Origin of the sequence: Paenibacillus sp. Y5S-9, assembly GCF_036894235.1 — a bacterium.
Lineage (GTDB): Bacteria > Bacillota > Bacilli > Paenibacillales > Paenibacillaceae > Paenibacillus.
The window spans coordinates 3,436,169-3,454,037 of sequence record NZ_CP145887.1; the positions used below are offsets into that span (position 1 = coordinate 3,436,169).

The 17,869-nt window shown below is 44.6% G+C and carries 15 protein-coding genes; 11 read left to right on the top strand and 4 right to left on the bottom strand.

The genetic code is table 11. The features are described from left to right. The first annotated feature begins 6 nt into the window (after positions 1-6). The 4 genes from V6669_RS15250 to V6669_RS15265 all read left to right on the top strand — a co-directional run bounded on the left by V6669_RS15250 (position 7) and on the right by V6669_RS15265 (position 6,058). Entirely contained in the window at positions 7-1,683 is a 1,677-nt protein-coding gene (locus V6669_RS15250; protein ID WP_338594772.1) for an ABC transporter substrate-binding protein, read from the top strand. Between the two features lie 137 nt (positions 1,684-1,820). After that, a complete protein-coding gene (locus tag V6669_RS15255; RefSeq protein WP_047844314.1) occupies positions 1,821-2,762 on the top strand; it encodes an ABC transporter permease subunit in 942 nt (313 codons plus the stop codon). A 15-nt stretch (positions 2,763-2,777) separates the two neighbouring features. Then, entirely contained in the window at positions 2,778-3,698 is a 921-nt protein-coding gene (locus V6669_RS15260; RefSeq protein ID WP_338594773.1) for a carbohydrate ABC transporter permease, read from the top strand. A 98-nt stretch (positions 3,699-3,796) separates the two neighbouring features. Further along, positions 3,797-6,058: a glycoside hydrolase family 3 N-terminal domain-containing protein gene (locus tag V6669_RS15265; protein WP_338594774.1), complete on the top strand. Its 2,262-nt coding sequence runs from the start codon at positions 3,797-3,799 to the stop codon at positions 6,056-6,058. 92 nt (positions 6,059-6,150) lie between these two features. On the opposite strand, the gene V6669_RS15270 is transcribed toward V6669_RS15265, so the two are convergent. Further along, positions 6,151-6,795 carry a TetR/AcrR family transcriptional regulator gene (locus V6669_RS15270; RefSeq protein WP_338594776.1) on the bottom strand — a complete coding sequence of 215 codons (645 nt, stop codon included), beginning with the start codon at positions 6,793-6,795 and terminating at the stop codon, positions 6,151-6,153. After that, positions 6,788-7,990: an MFS transporter gene (locus V6669_RS15275; RefSeq protein WP_338594778.1), complete on the bottom strand. Its 1,203-nt coding sequence runs from the start codon at positions 7,988-7,990 to the stop codon at positions 6,788-6,790. Before V6669_RS15275 ends, V6669_RS15270 begins: the two co-directional genes overlap by 8 nt. Before the next feature lie 137 nt (positions 7,991-8,127). Here V6669_RS15275 and V6669_RS15280 point away from each other — a divergent pair, with 137 nt between their 5' ends. The 4 genes from V6669_RS15280 to V6669_RS15295 all read left to right on the top strand — a co-directional run bounded on the left by V6669_RS15280 (position 8,128) and on the right by V6669_RS15295 (position 12,017). Further along, a complete protein-coding gene (locus V6669_RS15280; protein ID WP_338594779.1) occupies positions 8,128-8,547 on the top strand; it encodes a DUF3237 domain-containing protein in 420 nt (139 codons plus the stop codon). Between the two features lie 242 nt (positions 8,548-8,789). Next, complete coding sequence (locus V6669_RS15285) at positions 8,790-10,370, top strand: histidine-type phosphatase (protein WP_338594780.1); 1,581 nt, start codon at positions 8,790-8,792, stop codon at positions 10,368-10,370. Positions 10,371-10,554: 184 nt separating this feature from the next. Further along, positions 10,555-11,046: a sigma-70 family RNA polymerase sigma factor gene (locus tag V6669_RS15290; protein ID WP_253435717.1), complete on the top strand. Its 492-nt coding sequence runs from the start codon at positions 10,555-10,557 to the stop codon at positions 11,044-11,046. Further along, on the top strand, positions 11,046-12,017 hold the full coding sequence (locus V6669_RS15295) for a hypothetical protein (protein WP_338594783.1): 972 nt from the start codon (positions 11,046-11,048) through the stop codon (positions 12,015-12,017). Before V6669_RS15290 ends, V6669_RS15295 begins: the two co-directional genes overlap by 1 nt. An 87-nt stretch (positions 12,018-12,104) precedes the next feature. Here V6669_RS15295 and V6669_RS15300 read toward each other — a convergent pair whose 3' ends face one another. Continuing rightward, positions 12,105-12,671, bottom strand: coding sequence for a GNAT family N-acetyltransferase (locus V6669_RS15300; RefSeq protein ID WP_338594784.1), 567 nt, complete (start codon positions 12,669-12,671; stop codon positions 12,105-12,107). 30 nt (positions 12,672-12,701) lie between these two features. Then, positions 12,702-13,577, bottom strand: a complete 876-nt coding sequence (locus tag V6669_RS15305; protein ID WP_338594958.1) for a LysR family transcriptional regulator — start codon at positions 13,575-13,577, stop codon at positions 12,702-12,704. Positions 13,578-13,687: 110 nt separating this feature from the next. Between V6669_RS15305 and V6669_RS15310 the strand changes: the two genes are divergently transcribed. The 3 genes from V6669_RS15310 (at position 13,688) to V6669_RS15320 (ending at position 17,859) form a co-directional block, all read left to right on the top strand. Further along, a complete protein-coding gene (locus V6669_RS15310) occupies positions 13,688-15,082 on the top strand; it encodes an MFS transporter (protein ID WP_338594785.1) in 1,395 nt (464 codons plus the stop codon). A 399-nt stretch (positions 15,083-15,481) separates the two neighbouring features. Next, a complete protein-coding gene (locus V6669_RS15315) occupies positions 15,482-16,846 on the top strand; it encodes a cytochrome ubiquinol oxidase subunit I (RefSeq protein WP_338594786.1) in 1,365 nt (454 codons plus the stop codon). Then, positions 16,846-17,859 carry a cytochrome d ubiquinol oxidase subunit II gene (locus V6669_RS15320; RefSeq protein WP_338594788.1) on the top strand — a complete coding sequence of 338 codons (1,014 nt, stop codon included), beginning with the start codon at positions 16,846-16,848 and terminating at the stop codon, positions 17,857-17,859. Before V6669_RS15315 ends, V6669_RS15320 begins: the two co-directional genes overlap by 1 nt. Positions 17,860-17,869: the final 10 nt, after the last annotated feature.

Sequence of the window (17,869 nt, forward strand, 5' to 3'; positions counted from 1 at the left end):
ATTCACATGTTAAAACCAAAATTTAGAACAGCGGGTTTAGCTGTATTACTAACAGCTTTGCTGGCTGGGTGCAGTCAGAACAGTTCGTCATCAGCGCCTTCAACCACAGGTGATGATGAGAACAGTCCAGTCACGTTCTCGTATTACATGTTCTCTCCAGGCAAGAAGGATGTTCTGGCAAGCGAAACGACCATCGGTAAAGCGTTGCAAGAGCAGACGGGTGTGGACTGGAAGATGGAATATCTGGTAGGCGATAGTGCTACAAAAGCCGGTGTCATGATTGCCAGTGGAGACTATCCTGATGTCATTAGCTCCAGTGGTGAGATGTCCAAGTTACTGGATGCCGGTGCGTACATTCCGCTGGATGATCTGATTGAGGAATACGGCCCTAATATCAAAAGGGTATACGGACCATACTTCGATAAAATGAAAAATGCCGAAGACGGAAAAATCTATGCACTGCCTTATACGGCTAATCAGGGTGAGTATTCAGGTAGTCCAAATGTGGGCGGAGGAGCTTTCTGGATTCAACGATCTGTGCTCAAAGAGTTTGATTATCCCAAGATCACTACACTGGATGAATATTTTGATCTAATTCAGGATTATAAGGAAAAACATCCAACTGTCGACGGTGCAGAGACGATCGGATTTGTGTCACTTGCGGGTGTGGCCAATAACTTCTTCACTTTGCAAAATCCAGCGATGCATCTCGCCGGTTATCCGAACGATGGCAGTGTCATGGTGGACATGACAACCCATGAAGCAAAAGTCGTCGCGGGAACAGATGCTCAGAAAAAATGGATTCAGAAGTTAAATGAAATCAATGCTCAAGGCATGCTTGATCCGGAATCCTTTACGATGAACAAAGACCAGTATTTGGCCAAGCTGACTTCGGGTCGTGTGCTAGGATACTTCAATTACGGCTGGCAAATTGGAGATGCGTCGAAAAATCTGCTCTCGGCAGGCATTGATGAGAAGCGCTACGCTCCACTTCCGATTGTGTTTGATGAAGGAATCAAGGATCAGTATGTGGATCCTCCCGGCTTTGTCAACAACTATGCAACAGGTATCTCGGTGAATGCCAAAGACCCTGTTCGTATCATCAAATATTTTGATAATTTGCTGAAGGAAGAGAATCAGGTTCTGGTGCAATGGGGAATCAAGGACGAAACGTACAGTGTGGATGAAAAGGGCCGATTCTATTATGCAAATGAAGATCAACGCAAGGCTCATGATGATCTGGAGCTCAGCCGTAAATTCGGGTTCACCTACTTTGGGACAGACTGGCCGAAATATGGCGGTGAATCTACACTAACCGATGGTAACGCTTATAGCCCTGGCAACCAGCCGGAAGTGGCCGCTGCATCTTACACCGAGGGAGATAAGAAATTTCTTGAAGCCTACGGTATCCAAACCTTTAGTGAATTATTTAACAAACCGGAAGAGCGGCCTTGGTTCCCGGCTTGGTCCATCGCATTGGAGCAAGGATCACCTGAACAGATCTTCACTACCAAATCGGATGATCTGCAACGTAAATACTTACCGGAAATGATCTTGGGAGCACCAGCGAATTTTGATAAGCTGTGGGATGCCTACATGGCTGAATTGAACAAATTGGACAAAGCTGGTTATGAAGCGACCATTACCAAAGTTGTGAAGGATCGTGTTGCAGGAAAATGGTAATACGGACACTTTAAAACAAACTGTTACATGCGCAGGAGAAAATGACAGAGCATAAACTCCGGCTTCTCCTCGCATGAATAACAGCATAGGAAAGGAGCAGGTTCACCGTGGAGAAACCTAATGTATCCCTTAACTCGATGCCTCCAGCCTCGAGTCCGAAGGGAACCAGAGCACACTCGTTCTTCAAGCGACTTGTGCAGCAACGAACACTTGCCTGGATGTGTATACCTTTTGTCATCTGGGCGTTTATCTTCAAGTACCTGCCGTTATGGGGATGGACCATGGCTTTTCAGAATTTCAAACCGGCGAGGTCCTTCTCGGATCAGCAGTGGGTAGGCTGGCAACATTTTAGTACGTTATTTGAAGATAATACCTTCTACCGGGTGCTGCGAAATACGCTTGTTATGAGTTCCATTAAACTGGTATTGGGATTTGTGACAGCAATTACACTGGCCCTTTTATTAAATGAGCTGAAAAATGTCATATTTAAACGCTTTGTGCAAACTGTCAGTTATCTGCCTCACTTTATTTCCTGGGTTGTTGCTTCCAGCATTGTATTAACAGTCCTGTCACCAGACGGAATCATTAATCTGCTGCTGATGAAGCTTCACCTGATTGACAGCCCGGTGTTATGGATGGGGAAAGGTGAATACTTCTGGGGGATTCTGGGAGCGACCGAGGTGTGGAAGGATGTCGGTTGGAACACCATTATCTATCTGGCAGCAATTACGGCGATTGATCCGGCGCAATATGAGGCTGCCGAGATTGATGGAGCCAGTCGCTTCAAACGGATGTTATATATCACCCTGCCTGGCTTGAAACCAGTTATTGTGATCTTGTTGATCATGAACATGGGAAGTATTCTGGAATCCGGATTCGAACCACAATATCTGCTGGGTAACGGGATGAATATGGACTATTCAGAGAATCTGGACATCTTTGTACTGAAATATGGATTAGGGATGGGGAACTTTTCCTTAGGTACAGCAGCAGGCATATTCAAAACTGTGGTCAGCTTCATCTTCCTTTTCTCCGCGAACTATATAGCGAAAAAAATGGGAGAGAGCAGACTATTCTAAAAGGAGGCCCATGCCATGCGTAAAGGAAACACATCCCGCTTGCGGAATAGCAGCACCGGGGATCGAGCGTTTGATACCATTAACATTATCTTCATGGTATGTCTGATGATTGTGACAATCTATCCCTTTGTTAATATGATTGCCGTATCCTTTAATAATGCAAATGATGCCATTCGGGGTGGAATATATCTATGGCCTCGTGTATGGACACTGGACAACTACAAATACATTTTTGGCGAATCCGATATTTATCACGCAACTCTGATCTCGGCGCTGCGTACGATCATTGGAACCGTGGTGTCCGTCTTCTGTACAGCCATGCTTGCGTATACGGTTAGTCGTCAGGAATTTGTGCTTCGCAAGTTTGTTACGATGTTTTTTGTATTCACGATGTACTTCAGCGGGGGGTTGATCCCCGGTTATCTGCTCATTCGAGACCTTGGATTGATCGGTTCCTTCTGGGTATATATCATTCCGGGTGTAATTGGAGTCTTCAATATGATTGTCATCCGTTCTTTTATTGAAGGTCTTCCTGAAGGCATTCTGGAGTCAGCCCGTATTGACGGGGCAGGGGAGTTCACGACATTTATCCGCGTTGTCCTGCCGCTAACGATTCCCGCAATGGCAACCGTATCACTCTTTGTAGCTGTGGGACAATGGAACTCCTGGTTCGATGTATTCCTGTACAATTCTTCAAATAAAGAATTAAGCACGTTGCAATACGAATTGATGAAGATTCTGCAAACTTCAACGACCTCAGCGACTTCATCAGCAAGTGATGCTTATCAATCTGCCGAAAGTAATGCAACAGCGGTCACACCAACCTCGATTCGAGCGACCATGACCATTATTGCAAGTGTTCCTATTCTGATGGTGTATCCGTTCTTACAGAAATACTTTGTTCAGGGCATGACGATTGGTGGCGTGAAGGGATAGTCATGACTTGCATACAACTTCATTGAATTAATGAAAACGCAACAAACTATACCGTAGTAGCGTCTATTCATCCATAGAATACAACAGGAGTGAAACAAATGCATGTAAAATGGATGACGATGATTGGTGCCGTTGTCGGCTCTATGCTTATAGGGGTGGGAACGGCAGCTGCGGAAGAAACGTTTGTTGATCTCAAACATTCAAAGTGGGCAGAAGATGGCATCACGTATATGGCGAAACGGGGAACAGTAGCCGGATATGGCAATGGCATTTTCAAGCCTAAGGCACTTGTGACAAGGGCACAAGCCGTCACTTTTATGGTGCGCGAGCTTTATCCAGATCAGCTTCAAAGAGCAGTGGAAGGCACAACTTATTCAGATGTTCCTACTACACACCCTTTCCATCGAGAAATCATGATAGCTGCTAAAAATGGACTTGCAAGTGGTTTCCCTAACGGAACCTTCCGTCCAGACGCACCGCTTAGCCGAGCAGAGACTGCGGCCTTCCTTACACGGGCATATGCACTCGCGGAAGGTAAGAACCCCGCAAAATGGACAGATACGGACATGCATTGGGCAGCAGCCCCCATTCTTATTATGAGTTCAAACGGCTTGGTCGGCGGTTATTCAGATGCCACCTTCCGTCCGAATCAAGCTGTCACGCGCGCTGAATATGCCGTATTTATGGCGAGAGTAATTCGCTTCGAACGTGAAGCGGCCATTCGGACACAAAATTGGGACAAGCTGATATCCTATATGACGGTAAGTGAGCAAGTTGGTCAGATGCTTATGCCCGACATTAGGCAATGGAATAATAAAGCGACAACGACCGTCAATGAGGGGCTGAAGCGCACTATCCATGATCAGGACTTGGGCGGACTCATTCTATTTGACAAAAATATTGCAGACGTGACGCAGCTTACAACGTTCACACATGATATACAAAGAGAAGCAGGTGACATTCCTCTATTTCTTAGCATCGACCAAGAAGGAGGCGTTATTAAGCGAATACCAGGCGGTACGAACCTGCCAGGTCAAATGGCGCTTGGCGCAACTGGAGATGTAACACTAGCCGAAGCAGCTGGTCAGCTGACAGGGGAAGAGCTGAAGGCACTGGGACTGCAGATTAATTTTGGGCCAGTGCTGGACATCAACAGCAATCCTGATAACCCCATCATTGGTATACGGTCGTTTGGCTCGGATGCGGATTTGGTGACACGGCTTGGTCTGGCAACGATAAAAGGGCTACAGCAATCAGGGGTCATGGCGGCAGTGAAGCATTTTCCGGGACATGGAGATACAACGGTAGATTCCCATCTTGGTATGCCTGTGCTTGCCCATAACCGAGAACGGCTTGATGCGGTAGAATTAAAACCGTTTCAGGCTGCAATCAAAAATGGTGTAGAGATTATTATGACCGCACATATTGCTTTTCCTGCTATAGACAACGAACATGTCACTTCGCTCAAAGACGGTGAAAGTGTACCGATTCCTGCCACCTTATCGAAAAAGGTACTGACAGGGCTTCTTCGCGGAGAGCTGGGATATGAAGGACTCATCGTGTCGGATGCCTTTACCATGAATACAATTGCGGAGCATTTTGGGGAGAATCAATCGGTGGAACGCGCCGTTTCCGCAGGGGTTGATATCATCCTAATGCCAAAAGATTCAGCAGCGGCCCATCAAACACTGGTGAACGCAGTGAACAATGGAACGATCAAGGATGAAACCATACATGCATCCGTGAAACGAATCTTGGAGATGAAAGCGAAATATGGTTTGTTTGAACACAGCCAAACTCTTACGCAAAAGCTAACTCAGCTTAACGGTATTATTGGATCAAAGGAGCATCGAGCGGTGGAGCAGAACATCGCAGAGCGGGCGGTCACCGTACTCAGCAGCCACGAAGGTGTGCTTCCTGATCCAATTCAGCAAGGCGACCGGGTTGTAATTGTCGCAGCCGAGCAGGAACAGGCGAAACAGCTTCAGAAGCAACTGTTGCAAGCCGCTAATAACCTGTCATTAAAGACTGAAATATCGATTATTGGACAAGGCAAAATGAATGAAACACTTCAAGCGATTGGCAAGGCGAATTATGTCATTCTTGCTTCTTACCAATTCCGCAACGTGGCCAGCCAGTTCGGTTGGAGTGATTATCAAACCTTGATTAATGCGATGAACAAGAGTAATCAGCGATACACGCTATTGTCACTGGGTAACCCATACGAGATGATCTATTTGCAGAACGTGCGCTCAGGGATTGCTGTATATGGGAAGCAGGAACCAAATACGTCTGCCGGGATCAAAGTATTGCTTGGTCAACTGAAAGCTGTAGGACAGTTGCCCGTACTAACGGATTAACGCTTAATTAATGAAGCGAAAAAACGGATTCCAGCATACGGAATCCGTTTTTTATTTCAAACTTTTGTTTCACCGATCCATCTACCATACCATCAATCAGGTATTTCCTCGCTACAAACAAAATGAAGCAGCATCTTCACAAATTGCTCCGTCATCCGCATATCCAATGAATTATCCTGAGCAGCACGAATAGTTACCATGCGTTGGAGCATGCCCATCATCGTTGTGAAGATAAACTGAGCCAGATCCAACGGAGGGGATGGATTCTTAATACTCCCGTCAACAACGCCTTGGGATAAAGCGCCCATCAGGAAATGTTTTTCTTTCCCGTTCTGGTTGAACTTATCATACTCTTCTCTTAATTCAGGACTAAAATCATACATCTCATAGTTGATATCAAATAATTGAATAAACCGGATGTAGTCTGGATGATTCTCGGCATAAACAACCCATGCATTCAACATAACCGTGAGTTGTTCTCGTCCATTCAAGTCCTTCGTTGATGCACGGCTAATCTCATCCGTTAAGTGTTCGATCAGTTGCATCTGAATGGCTAGAAGAAGCTCATCCATAGACTGAAAATGTTTATAAAAGGTCACTCTACTAAGTTCAGCTTTTGTACATACATCCTTAATCTTCACCTGGAGCAATCCATATTTTAAAAAAAGCTCTTTACCTGCTGCAATCAAATCATCACGATGTTTATTTCCTAATTGTTGGTGCCAGTTTTCATTCACTTGTATACAATTGTCCTTTCTTCGAACGAAATGCGTTCAAGGTCAGTCCGAGAGAAGCGAGTAGCATAATTGCACCAAAAATATACGGGAAGTTTATGTTTTTGTCAAACAATAGCCCTGCGATCAGCGGGCCAATCACTGTTCCGAGACTGGAAAATGTAGTATTCAGACCGGATGCATAACCTTGCCGATCTCCTGCATTTTTGGATATTAACGTGCTGACCGAAGGACGCAAAAATGAATTGAATGCAAAGAATAACGCAGACGCGAACAACAGAAACACAAGGTTGACCTTAATTAACATTAACAATAAAGCTATGGGTGTGATCATTAAAGATAGACGGATCAACTTAACTTCACCGATTCTCTGTACAAACCAATCCAAAAGCCAGATCTGCACAATGATACCGATAATCGCGCCCAAGGTAATAATGATGGAGATCGTAGCAGCGTCGAATCCGTATTTTTGCTCTGCAAAAAGAGCAAATACCGTCTCATAACTCATGAGACCAAAGGTCATGACAAGCAACACAATCAAGTATTTGAAATAGGGGACTTTAAATGAACTCCAGATTTTCTTGCCCAGGTGATCTCCTTTTTGAAGACGGATGGAGACCGTTCTTTTCTCGGGGGGAAGTGTCTCAGGCAATAGCAGCGTCATCAGGGCCGCAATCAGTCCCAGCCCCGCTGCGAAGAAATAGGGCATGCGAATGCCCATCTCGGCGATGAGACCGCCCAGACCAGGTCCCAGAACCATCCCCAAGTTCATAGCTGCGCCGAAATAGCCCATGCCTTTTGCACGTGTCTCTGGCGTTGTAATATCGGCGACATATGCGAGGTTGGCAGGAACCATTAAACCAAGACTGATTCCACCGATAAATCGTGCGACATAGAGGAACGGCAATGACGTCGACAACGCAAATATGATATCTGAAATGACAGACAGAAACATACCTGCGATGATCAACTTTTTGCGTCCAAATCGATCAGACAGTTGTCCCCCGAGAGGTGAAAAGAAGAATTGAGCGGCACCAAAGGCTGCAACTAAAAATCCTGCTACTGTGCCTCCCGCATGAAAAAGCTTCAAATACTCCGGCAATATGGGGATGAGCATCCCTTGCCCCAATAAAGCGATAAACAGATTTAACATCAGAATGAACAGTGGAAAGCGAACTGATTTTGGTAATGTACTCATGTACGTCATTAACCCCTTCATTTACATCTTGTTAACCTTTACATTGTGTAAACTATTTTAAATGATTTAAAGGAAATATGTAAATCTTTTTTTTAGTGAGTAGAGTTATAATTGAATCCATATGGAGGTGGGAACACGTGGAATTAGAGGAATTGTTTACGGTACATGTGAACATTGAGAAATCTTTTGATTTGCAGAATAGCGAAGATGATTCGGTTGTCATGATTACTTTTACAGGCAGCGTAACCGGAAAGTACTTTGAAGGAATCGTGCTGGGTGGAGGAGTGGATACGCAGATTATCGGGAAGAATGGTGGTCCGCATACTCTATCGGCAAGATACATGCTCCAAGGGACAGACAACACAGGTCATTCCTGCAAAATTTATATCGAAAATAACGGAAATATCGACAAAACGCTGAAAACTGCTTTATTTCGTACTTCCCCCAAAATGATTACGGATAGCAAGGCTTTATCTTTTTTGAACAGTGAAACGTTTGTTGGAGAAGGTCATCCGACGGAGTCAGGGATAGATATAAAAATATATAGGGCGCTATGATAGTGCGAGACATGTGATAACTATTTTGTTCATGTGTCTCGGAGCAAGATAGCCTGTTATGCAGATCAAGAGTCGCTAAGGAGCGGCTCTTTTTCGTCGTTATATGATTATACGTCAATACTTATATGTACTCTTTTACAATGAATTAACATAGGATGGATACGGCGCAGACACTTCTCACCTATAGTATGATGAGCGAAAATAAACCCATATCAGGCGGAATAAGGAGAAAACCATTCATTATGATGATCAAAAAAATCGGGATTTCAGTAGCATCACTCGCCATCTTAACGTCTGTAAGTGTGTTTGACGTATATGGTGCAGGCTCCAAACGCATGATCGAAGTTTCTGAACAATCGGCTAATGTGGTTGTGAACGGACAAAGGGTGGAAGGCGAATCGTTTCTCTACAATGGAGTCACTTATGTACCTGCAAGAGCGATTGGGGAAGCCTTGGGGCAAGAGGTAGACTGGGATAACAATACCCAATCGGTGTTTGTTGGACAAAAAATGAATGATCAGCAGGGATACCGCGGTACCAAAACGCCATATCCTTTTAAGGAAACAAGTTATACAAAAGCTCCTATTGGATATGAACCCATATTTATTAACTACATAGGGAGACATGGTTCCAGACATCTATCCAGTTCCAAGTACGACAAGACGTTATTTGAATTGCTCGACATCGCTGAAAAGGACGGGCAGATCACTAATCTGGGCAAAGAGCTGAAGAAGGAAATTGGCAATCTGATGAAGGTTGAAAAAGATCATTATGGATTGTTATCCACTACGGGTGGAGAAGAACTGAAAGGAATAGGGGCCAGGGTTGGGCAGAATTTCAAAGAACTATTTACATCGGATAAAAAAGTGATTGCACAAGCGACTTTCAAAGATCGAACGCCGCAGAGCAGAGATCAGTTTATTGACGGGTTAAAGGAAAGCTTGGGAGATAACAAAGTAGACATTCAGGTTTCAGCCTTTGAAGAAGGGAAAGACCCCTATCTACGGCCCTACGACTTGGCTACAAAGTATAATGAGTACGTAGAAGATGGAGACTGGGTTAAGTTATACGAGGATTATGTCACACAGAGCACTGGAACGCGTTATGCAAAAGAGGTCCTTCTGCAATTTTTCTCTGAAGACTTCTATCAACGGCTGAACACTGGAGAGTTTGAACTGAAGGATGAGAAGGGAAAAGTGAAGCTCAGCAACCCAACCGAGGCTGCTTCTAATCTATACGAACTGTACATCATTTCTTCGAATATTAAAGGAGAAGGTGATTTCGAATTCGGGCGGTATTTCACGGCTAATCAGTTGAAATGGTACGAGAGCGTTGATAATATCAATGACTTTTATGAAAAAGGTCCATCTTTAACGTCAACGGATCTGCCGCAAAATATCATTGCACCTCTGGTCAAAGAGTTGATCGTGTCTACCGACCAGTCCATTCAGCAGAAAGACACGGCTGGTGTATTTCGTTTTGCTCATGCAGAAACCATTATTCCACTATCTTCATTCCTGGATATTGCCGGAGCTAATGTGAGTATCGACAAACCGCAAGATGTAACCAAAAATTGGAATGGCTCGGTCATCTCACCGATGGGAGCAAACATCCAATGGATTTTGTATTCCAATGGTAAGGATGTTCTCGTAAAAATGCTTAGAAATGAAGAAGAGATTGCCTTCCCGATTGAAACAAAGACCTATCCGTACTATAAATGGGAAGATGTAAAAGCATATTACCAAAACAAACTGCAGAAGGTAGGCGTAAGCTTGGATAGCAGTTTGGAAGACAATATCGAGCTTTTACAGAAGAAATTCTAATTGGTGGTACGATATGCAACTTATATGAAAATAAAGACAAAGATGAAGAAAGCAACTCCTTTTCATGGAGCTGCTTTCTTTTTTTGCATTTTGAATGAAATGGACAAATAAAAAAATTCAAAACAAAATGTGACCAAATGCCGTCCGTAAGAGTGTTAGAGGTATAAAGGAGGGCATAACAACCATGCAGCGATCAGTGCCCCAGCTGGGCGATCATGTGATGAAAGTCTACGAGACATACGCGGATACGCTGTTCCGGATTGCCATGGTGCACCTCGGCAGACGGGAAGACGCGGAGGAAGCCACTCAGGATACCTTCATCAAACTAATAGAAAAAGCCCCTACATTCAACGATGCAGAGCATCAAAAAGCATGGTTGATTCGGGTCATCACCAATCATTGCAAATCCTTATTAGGCAGAGGCTGGCGCAAACGGGAGGTCAAGCTGGAGGGTGTCGACGCCCTTACAACGGACAACCCGGAAGATCACGCGCTGATCGAACTCGTGCTGTCACTGCCCCTCAAGTATAGATCGGTGGTTCATCTGTATTATTACGAAGATTATGCAATCCGAGAAATCAGCGAGATTCTGGAGATTAGCGAGTCAGCGGTGAAGATGAGATTAAAGCGAGGAAGAGAGCTGTTAAAACTGGAGCTGGAAGGAGAGGAACTGTAATGAACGAAGAACAATTCAAACAAAACTACAAGAAAGCGGTGGATCACATGAAAACAAATGAACAAATGAAAAAACGGGTAGAGCAATCCTTAAACACGCAACATCAGGGACCAAAACGTCAACGTAAACCACTATACATTGCTGCAAGTGTTGTTATCGCTGCCAGCGTTGGATTGGCTGCGCCAAGTGTATGGCAACAATTCAATGGACCAGCCGCACCAACACCACAGGTGGCAGCGGTGACTCCAGGCGCGTCGTTTGACCCGGTCCTGATTCCGAAGATGGAGTTGCCGAGTTCACAGGGCAAAGGCGCGATGGCCGATATGATGCAATTGGTTGTTTATGGAGGAAGCGTATATACACAGTCCCCAACATTGCTTGAAGGCGCCAATGCGCTCAGCCTGCGGGGAGATAAACTGGGTACCACCACTGGCGGCATTGATGAGCTGAGCGGCCAGGATAAATATACGGAGCTTGCTTCCAACATTGGCGAAGCGGACATCTATGCGGTCAATGGCTACGACAAGGACTTCCGTATCATGTCTTACACCGAGATCGATGGTCAGGTGTATGCTCAACTATTCGACAAAAATAACGGGATCACCATCAGTAGCGGAGCAGACTTGATCGGCAAGCTTCATCTCGAAGGCAACGTCGCCTCGGCGCAATGGGAGACGTTTAACAGCTGGAATAATGGATTGCAGCAGCTTCAACCGTTAGCAGCGGATGAATCACTGGAAAGCTTTATTTCATCGCTAAATGCTGCCAAACCAATCGCAACGAGCCCGGAGTTGGAAGAGAACCTCTACGGCAAGGAAGATCGCAAGATCATCTATCTCACGCTGGAAGACAAAACGCAGGTCCCACTGGTTCTGTTTGGTGAAGGTCTGGTTCGTTATGGTAATGTTCCGGCATTCCTGGAAGTGGAGAAAGGCGCGTTCCAATCATTCTGGAATAGCTTGGGCGAGTAAGGTGAAGACAGCAATCTGGCTGCACCAAAAAGAGCGAACAGGGCACGCAAGTGCTTTGTTCGCTTTTTGATTATCGGTCGGATTAGATTAAATAGAATTTTTGTAATACACCAAGTGATCGGTCCATTCATTATTTTCGTGTATAAACCCTTTACGTAGACATTCAAATTCCATACCAACACTCTCTGCCAGTTTCATGGAAGGGGTGTTATCCACATTAATATGAGCTTCTATGCGGTGAAATTTCAAATGTTCGAATGCAATATGAAGTGCTTCATTCACTGCTTCTTTCCCATAACCTTTTCGCCAATACTGATTATGGATCGTGTATCCGAAGCTTCCCCATTGAAAATGATCTCTCGCCAAGGTAGCAATATCAATCATACCCAGATATGTACCATCATGCTTTCTAAACACACCAAATACATAAACCGCATCTGTACGCGCTAACTCCTGGTGTCGATCTACCAGATCATGAAACCAATCCAGTGTACATTCACTCATATCCATTTTCCCTTTATCATGGCGGTGTTGGGAGGGCAAGCGGTTTTCAAACTCATTCAACCAATTTTCATAGTCGTCTTTCTGTAATGGTCGGATGACTAGCCGTTCTGTCTCTGAAATATAATCAAATTTCTCCGCTTTTAATTTCAAAATGACATCTCCTCTGGATTGAATTTATGCTCATGGCATAGCACTGAAGTAGTCCATAACCACGCTGCGAAACTCTAAAGCGGCTTTGGAAATATATCTGTTTTTGTGCGAAAGTAGAGCGATTTCCCGAACGAGTTGATGTTTCTCTACCTGAAGATATCTAATGCGCTCATGCGGGTTTCTGGCTGTGCTAGGTATAAAAGCGAGACCGATCTCCGCTTCAACAAGGGCTGTTAATCTTGCAGGCTCATCACCTTCATATACATACTTCGGTAGGAAACCAGCGGATTGACATACGGAATCTACCATATCACGAACCCCATACCCTTGCTTCACCCCAACAAACCGCTCGTCCTTAAGCTCGGTTAATTGAATGCTGCTTCGGTCTGCATATCGATGACCCATAGGAACAGCGACTACAATCGGATCGTCATATAGTATCTGACATTCGATATCGTCACCTTCAATCGGAGGGGAAGAGAGACAAAAGTCCACCTCGCCCCGATGTAGAAGTCTGGACATGTTTTCTAACGAAACCATTTGCACATGGAACTGAATGTCCGGTTTATTTTTTCGGAATTCCCGGAGTATACCTGGCAATGTGCTTGCCGTAGTCACTGCCAATTGCAGTGTACCCTGATCCGGGTTGGAGAGGTCAGCGATTTCCCGCTTTCCTTGTTCCAATTCAAATAAAGCTTTTTCAGTTCGCTGAAGAAATGTTCTTCCAAAGTCGTTTAGTCGCAGCTTTCTCCCGATTCGATCAAATAAAGGGACTCCCAGGTCGTCCTCTAATCGTTGTATCGTTTTGCTCAGGGAGGATTGCGTGACATGCAGCTTTCCCGCAGCTTCCGTTACATGTTCGCATCGGGCCACCGTCAGGAAATATTTTAGTTGAAGAAGCTCCATTTGCACCATCCCTTTCATTCCTTCTAGTTCATCAAATCATAACATATAATGCGTTGGAATAAATGAATACGTTCAAGTAAGATAACAGCAGAAGAGAGAGAGGTGCACCAATGAACGTTCGAAATAAAGGATTGATGTTAGCTGTTGGACTTGGAATTATGTTGAATCCGTTGAATTCTTCCATGATTTCTGTGGCAATCTCCAGGCTACAACAAGTGTATCAACTTAATTTTACAGCCGTTTCGTGGATTATTTTATCATTTTACATTGCCAGTGCTGTCGCTCAACCCGTCATGGGCAAGTGTAGTGATTTGTTTGGCCGCAGGAAGATTTTCCTTATGGGTCTTGTTATTGTTTTTGTATCGTCCATGCTAGCTCCGTGGTCTCCCAGTTTTTCGTGGCTCATCGTATTCCGGATCGTTCAATCGATTGGCACAAGCATGATGGTGGCCGTCGGAATGGCGATTGTCAGAATTAACGTGACTGAAAAACAAGCCTCCGCCTTGTCCACCTTGGCTATATTCCTTTCTGGAGCGGCTGCAATTGGGCCTTTTATTGGTGGAGTATTGATTCATTGGTGGGACTGGCACAGCATATTCTTCGTTAATATTCCGTTTGTCATGGCAAGCTTTTGGTTCGCCTGGAAAACAATTCCCAAGGACGGGCAATCTCCGTCTATCTCTGGTCACATGTCCATTCGGCAATGGCTTGCGTTAATTGACGCACCAGGTATCCTGATGTTTACGGTAGCTTTGGTGACTCTGCTCATCGGACTACTTTCAGTAAATTCCACAGGAGATATTTCAACATGGCATCTGCTGACAGGGGGGATCGGGTTAATCGCACTCGTCATGTTCATCCGACATGAATTAAAAGCAGCCACGCCTTTCATCCCTCTGCGAACGTTTGCCTCATATCCCGAAATGACTTGGGTGAATGTGCAATACATGCTGGTGAACATCCTGTTTTACGCACTTTTTTTTGGAGTTCCTACGTATTTGAAGCAGGTACGTCATCTCAATGAAGTTCATACAGGAATGAGTATGCTAGCTTTGGGGTTATGTTCAGTCATTATTGCTCCAATCGCAGGACGCTGGATTGACAGATCAGGATCACGGCCAGCTCTGATCGTATCCGCTTCTTTAATGACATTTGGCTCTATATTGATCGTTGTTATGAATGAAACTTCTCCAATCTTCATAATCATTGTTGCCTTAGCTTTATTTGGAATAAGTAACGGCCTAAACGCGGTCGGCATGCAAGCTGCCCTGTTTAAAAGCACACCCAAAGAAATGATTGGAGTCGCATCGGGTATTTTTAATACATCACGCTATCTGGGGACCATCTTATCGTCGTTATTAATTGGGATTGTCATGGGAGATACATTTAATGTAACAGGATTTCAGATGCTTGGAATCATCCTTACGGTATTAGCTGCATCACTGATCATCATGAGCGTAAGTCGCGAGGCAGGTGCGGTGAGTCCAGAGCAAGTAAGCAAGTAAAAAAGCGAATCTGCCGTGCAATAACACGTTTACACCCAATGAATCAATAGCTCCATTGGGTGTATTTTTTGTTTTTCACCAAGTTGTCAGAAAGAGTTGATCCTTTCTTGAACGTTTAGGGTAGAAGACGTGTCTTTGATTGAATTAGGTAAAAATAAAGATATAATAATTTTGATTAATAGGCTTGGTTAGTACTTAAAGTGCATCAATGTCAGATTTTAATAGGCATCCAATGCTTGTTATTATCGGGGGCCTACAGGAGTAAACGCATTATAGGTGTGGCAAGATATCGTCATACCTAACTTTGTGAAATTTTTCGCAACTTTGCATTGAGCTTGGCCAAATCTGATATTGAATGTTTCTAAATTGAACAGAGTTTGAAGGGAGGCAACACAAAGAATGGCTATTGATACGGTGTTATGGAGCAGGCTGGTGACTGGTTTGACGCTGGGATTCCACGTGATTTTTGCAACGCTGGGTGTAGGTGTACCTTTGATGATTGCTATTGCAGAGTTCATCGGTATTCGGAAGAAGGATCACCATTACATACTTATGGCAAAGAGGTGGTCTAGAGGGTTTGTCATTTCTGTGGCGGTAGGTGTGGTGACAGGTACAGCGATATCGCTGCAGTTGGCCTTGGTATGGCCGAATTTTATGAAACTTGCCGGGAATGTCATTGCACTGCCACTATTTATGGAAGTATTCGCATTCTTTTTTGAAGCGATATTCCTGGGCATTTATCTGTACACATGGGATCGGTTCAAAAATCCGTATATCCACTGGTTGCTGACTATTCCGATTGTCGCCGGGGCAGGCATGTCTGCTGTTTTTATTACAACAGTGAACGGATTCATGAACCAGCCTGAAGGTTTTGTCATGGAAGCAGGTCAATTCATGGCAGTGAACCCCGTACAAGCGATGTTGAATACGGCGACGTTCTCCAAAGTGTTCCATGTATTAAGCTCGGCTTATCTGACAGGAGCTGCCCTGTTAGCAGGAATAGCAGCCTTTGCGATGCTGAGAAAAGGAGTGTCGGCCTACCACAAAAAAGGCTTGAATCTCATGATGGCCGTTGTTCTTGTATTCAGTTTATTAAATTCTTTAGCTGGAGATGTATCTGCCAAGTTTTTGGCTGAGCATCAACCGGAGAAGCTCGCAGCTGCCGAGTGGCATTTCGAAACGGAAAGCGGCGCGGATTTGATTTTTTTGGGATGGCTGAATGCAGAACATGAAATTATAGGCGCTCTTCATTTGCCGAAACTGCTCAGTTTCCTTGCCTTTGGAGACTTTAACGCCGAGGTTACCGGGCTAAACGAATTTCCACCAGATGAGCAGCCACCACTGCTTGTGCATTACTTGTTTGATCTAATGGCTGGAATTGGTTTCGCTCTGCTTGCTATATCAAGTCTGTACTTCCTGTTTGTATTCTGGAAGAAACGTAATCAGTTTAACAAGTGGATGCTTCGGATGGTTGCACTCAGTGCACCGCTTGCTTTTCTGGCCGTTGAGATGGGCTGGTTCTATGCCGAAGTGGGACGGCAGCCATGGATCATCCGAGGTTATATGCGAGTGGAAGAGGCCGCCACTTCTTCACCGAGTGTAAGAATTTTATTTTTCGTCTTCTTGCTTCTCTACATCCTGCTAGGCGTTATGTGTGTCGTCGTACTGAGACGGTTGTTCAATAACAATCCTGCTGAACTCGAGATGGAGAAATGGTTGAAGGAGAAGCATGATCAATCAGCCAAGAAAGGGGATCAGGCCTGATGAGTTATGAATTAATTGGTATTTCAGTACTCTGGCTGTTCTTGTACGGCTATCTTATTGTAGCTTCCATTGATTTTGGAGCAGGTTTCTTCGCCTTTTACGCACGCTTGACGAAGCAGGATCATCTGATTAATCGTCTGATCTCCCGTTATCTATCACCGGTCTGGGAGATCACCAATGTATTTTTTGTCTTTTTCTATATTGGTATCGTCGGATTTTTCCCGGACACGGCCTATTATTATGGCTCCGCGCTGCTTGTTCCAGGAAGTATTGCCGTCATTCTACTTGCCATTCGTGGGTCGTTCTATGCTTTCGAGAATTATGGTTCCAAAAATAACGTCGTATATCTGTTTTTATACGGAGCTACCGGGTTGCTTATTCCAGCGTCATTGTCAGTGGCACTGACCCTGTCTGAAGGTGGCTTTATTTTGAAGCAGGGGGATACCGTTTCCCTGGATTACTGGGCACTATTTACGAATCCATTATCGTGGAGCATCGTTGGACTGGCGATCGTGTCCGTATTGTTCATTAGTGGGTCATTTCTCACATTTTACGCTTCTCGGGCAGAGGATCATTCGGCATTGAAGCTAATGCGAAACTATGCTCTGTTCTGGAGCACACCGACCATTATTCTCGCGCTGACTGCATTTATATATTTAGGTCAACACAATGAGCGTCATTTTCAAAATATGATGGATTTATGGTGGCTACTGGCGCTATCCGTTGCATTTTTCATGATTGCCATGTGGCTGTTATATAACGGACGGCGTTACGGATTAGCTTTTATATGCATCATGCTGCAATTTCTCACAGCCTTTTTCGCTTACGGGATTGGGCAATATCCTTACATTCTTGATCCATACATCACCATTCAGAGCAGCGCCACACCACCTGCAATGGGCTTTGCACTAGTCGTTGTGTTTATCGGAGGGCTGTGCCTGTTAATTCCTTCTCTGATTCTGGTCTTCAAACTGTTCCTGTTTGATGCGGATTATGTGAAAGGGAAAAAATAAAGGAGGAGCG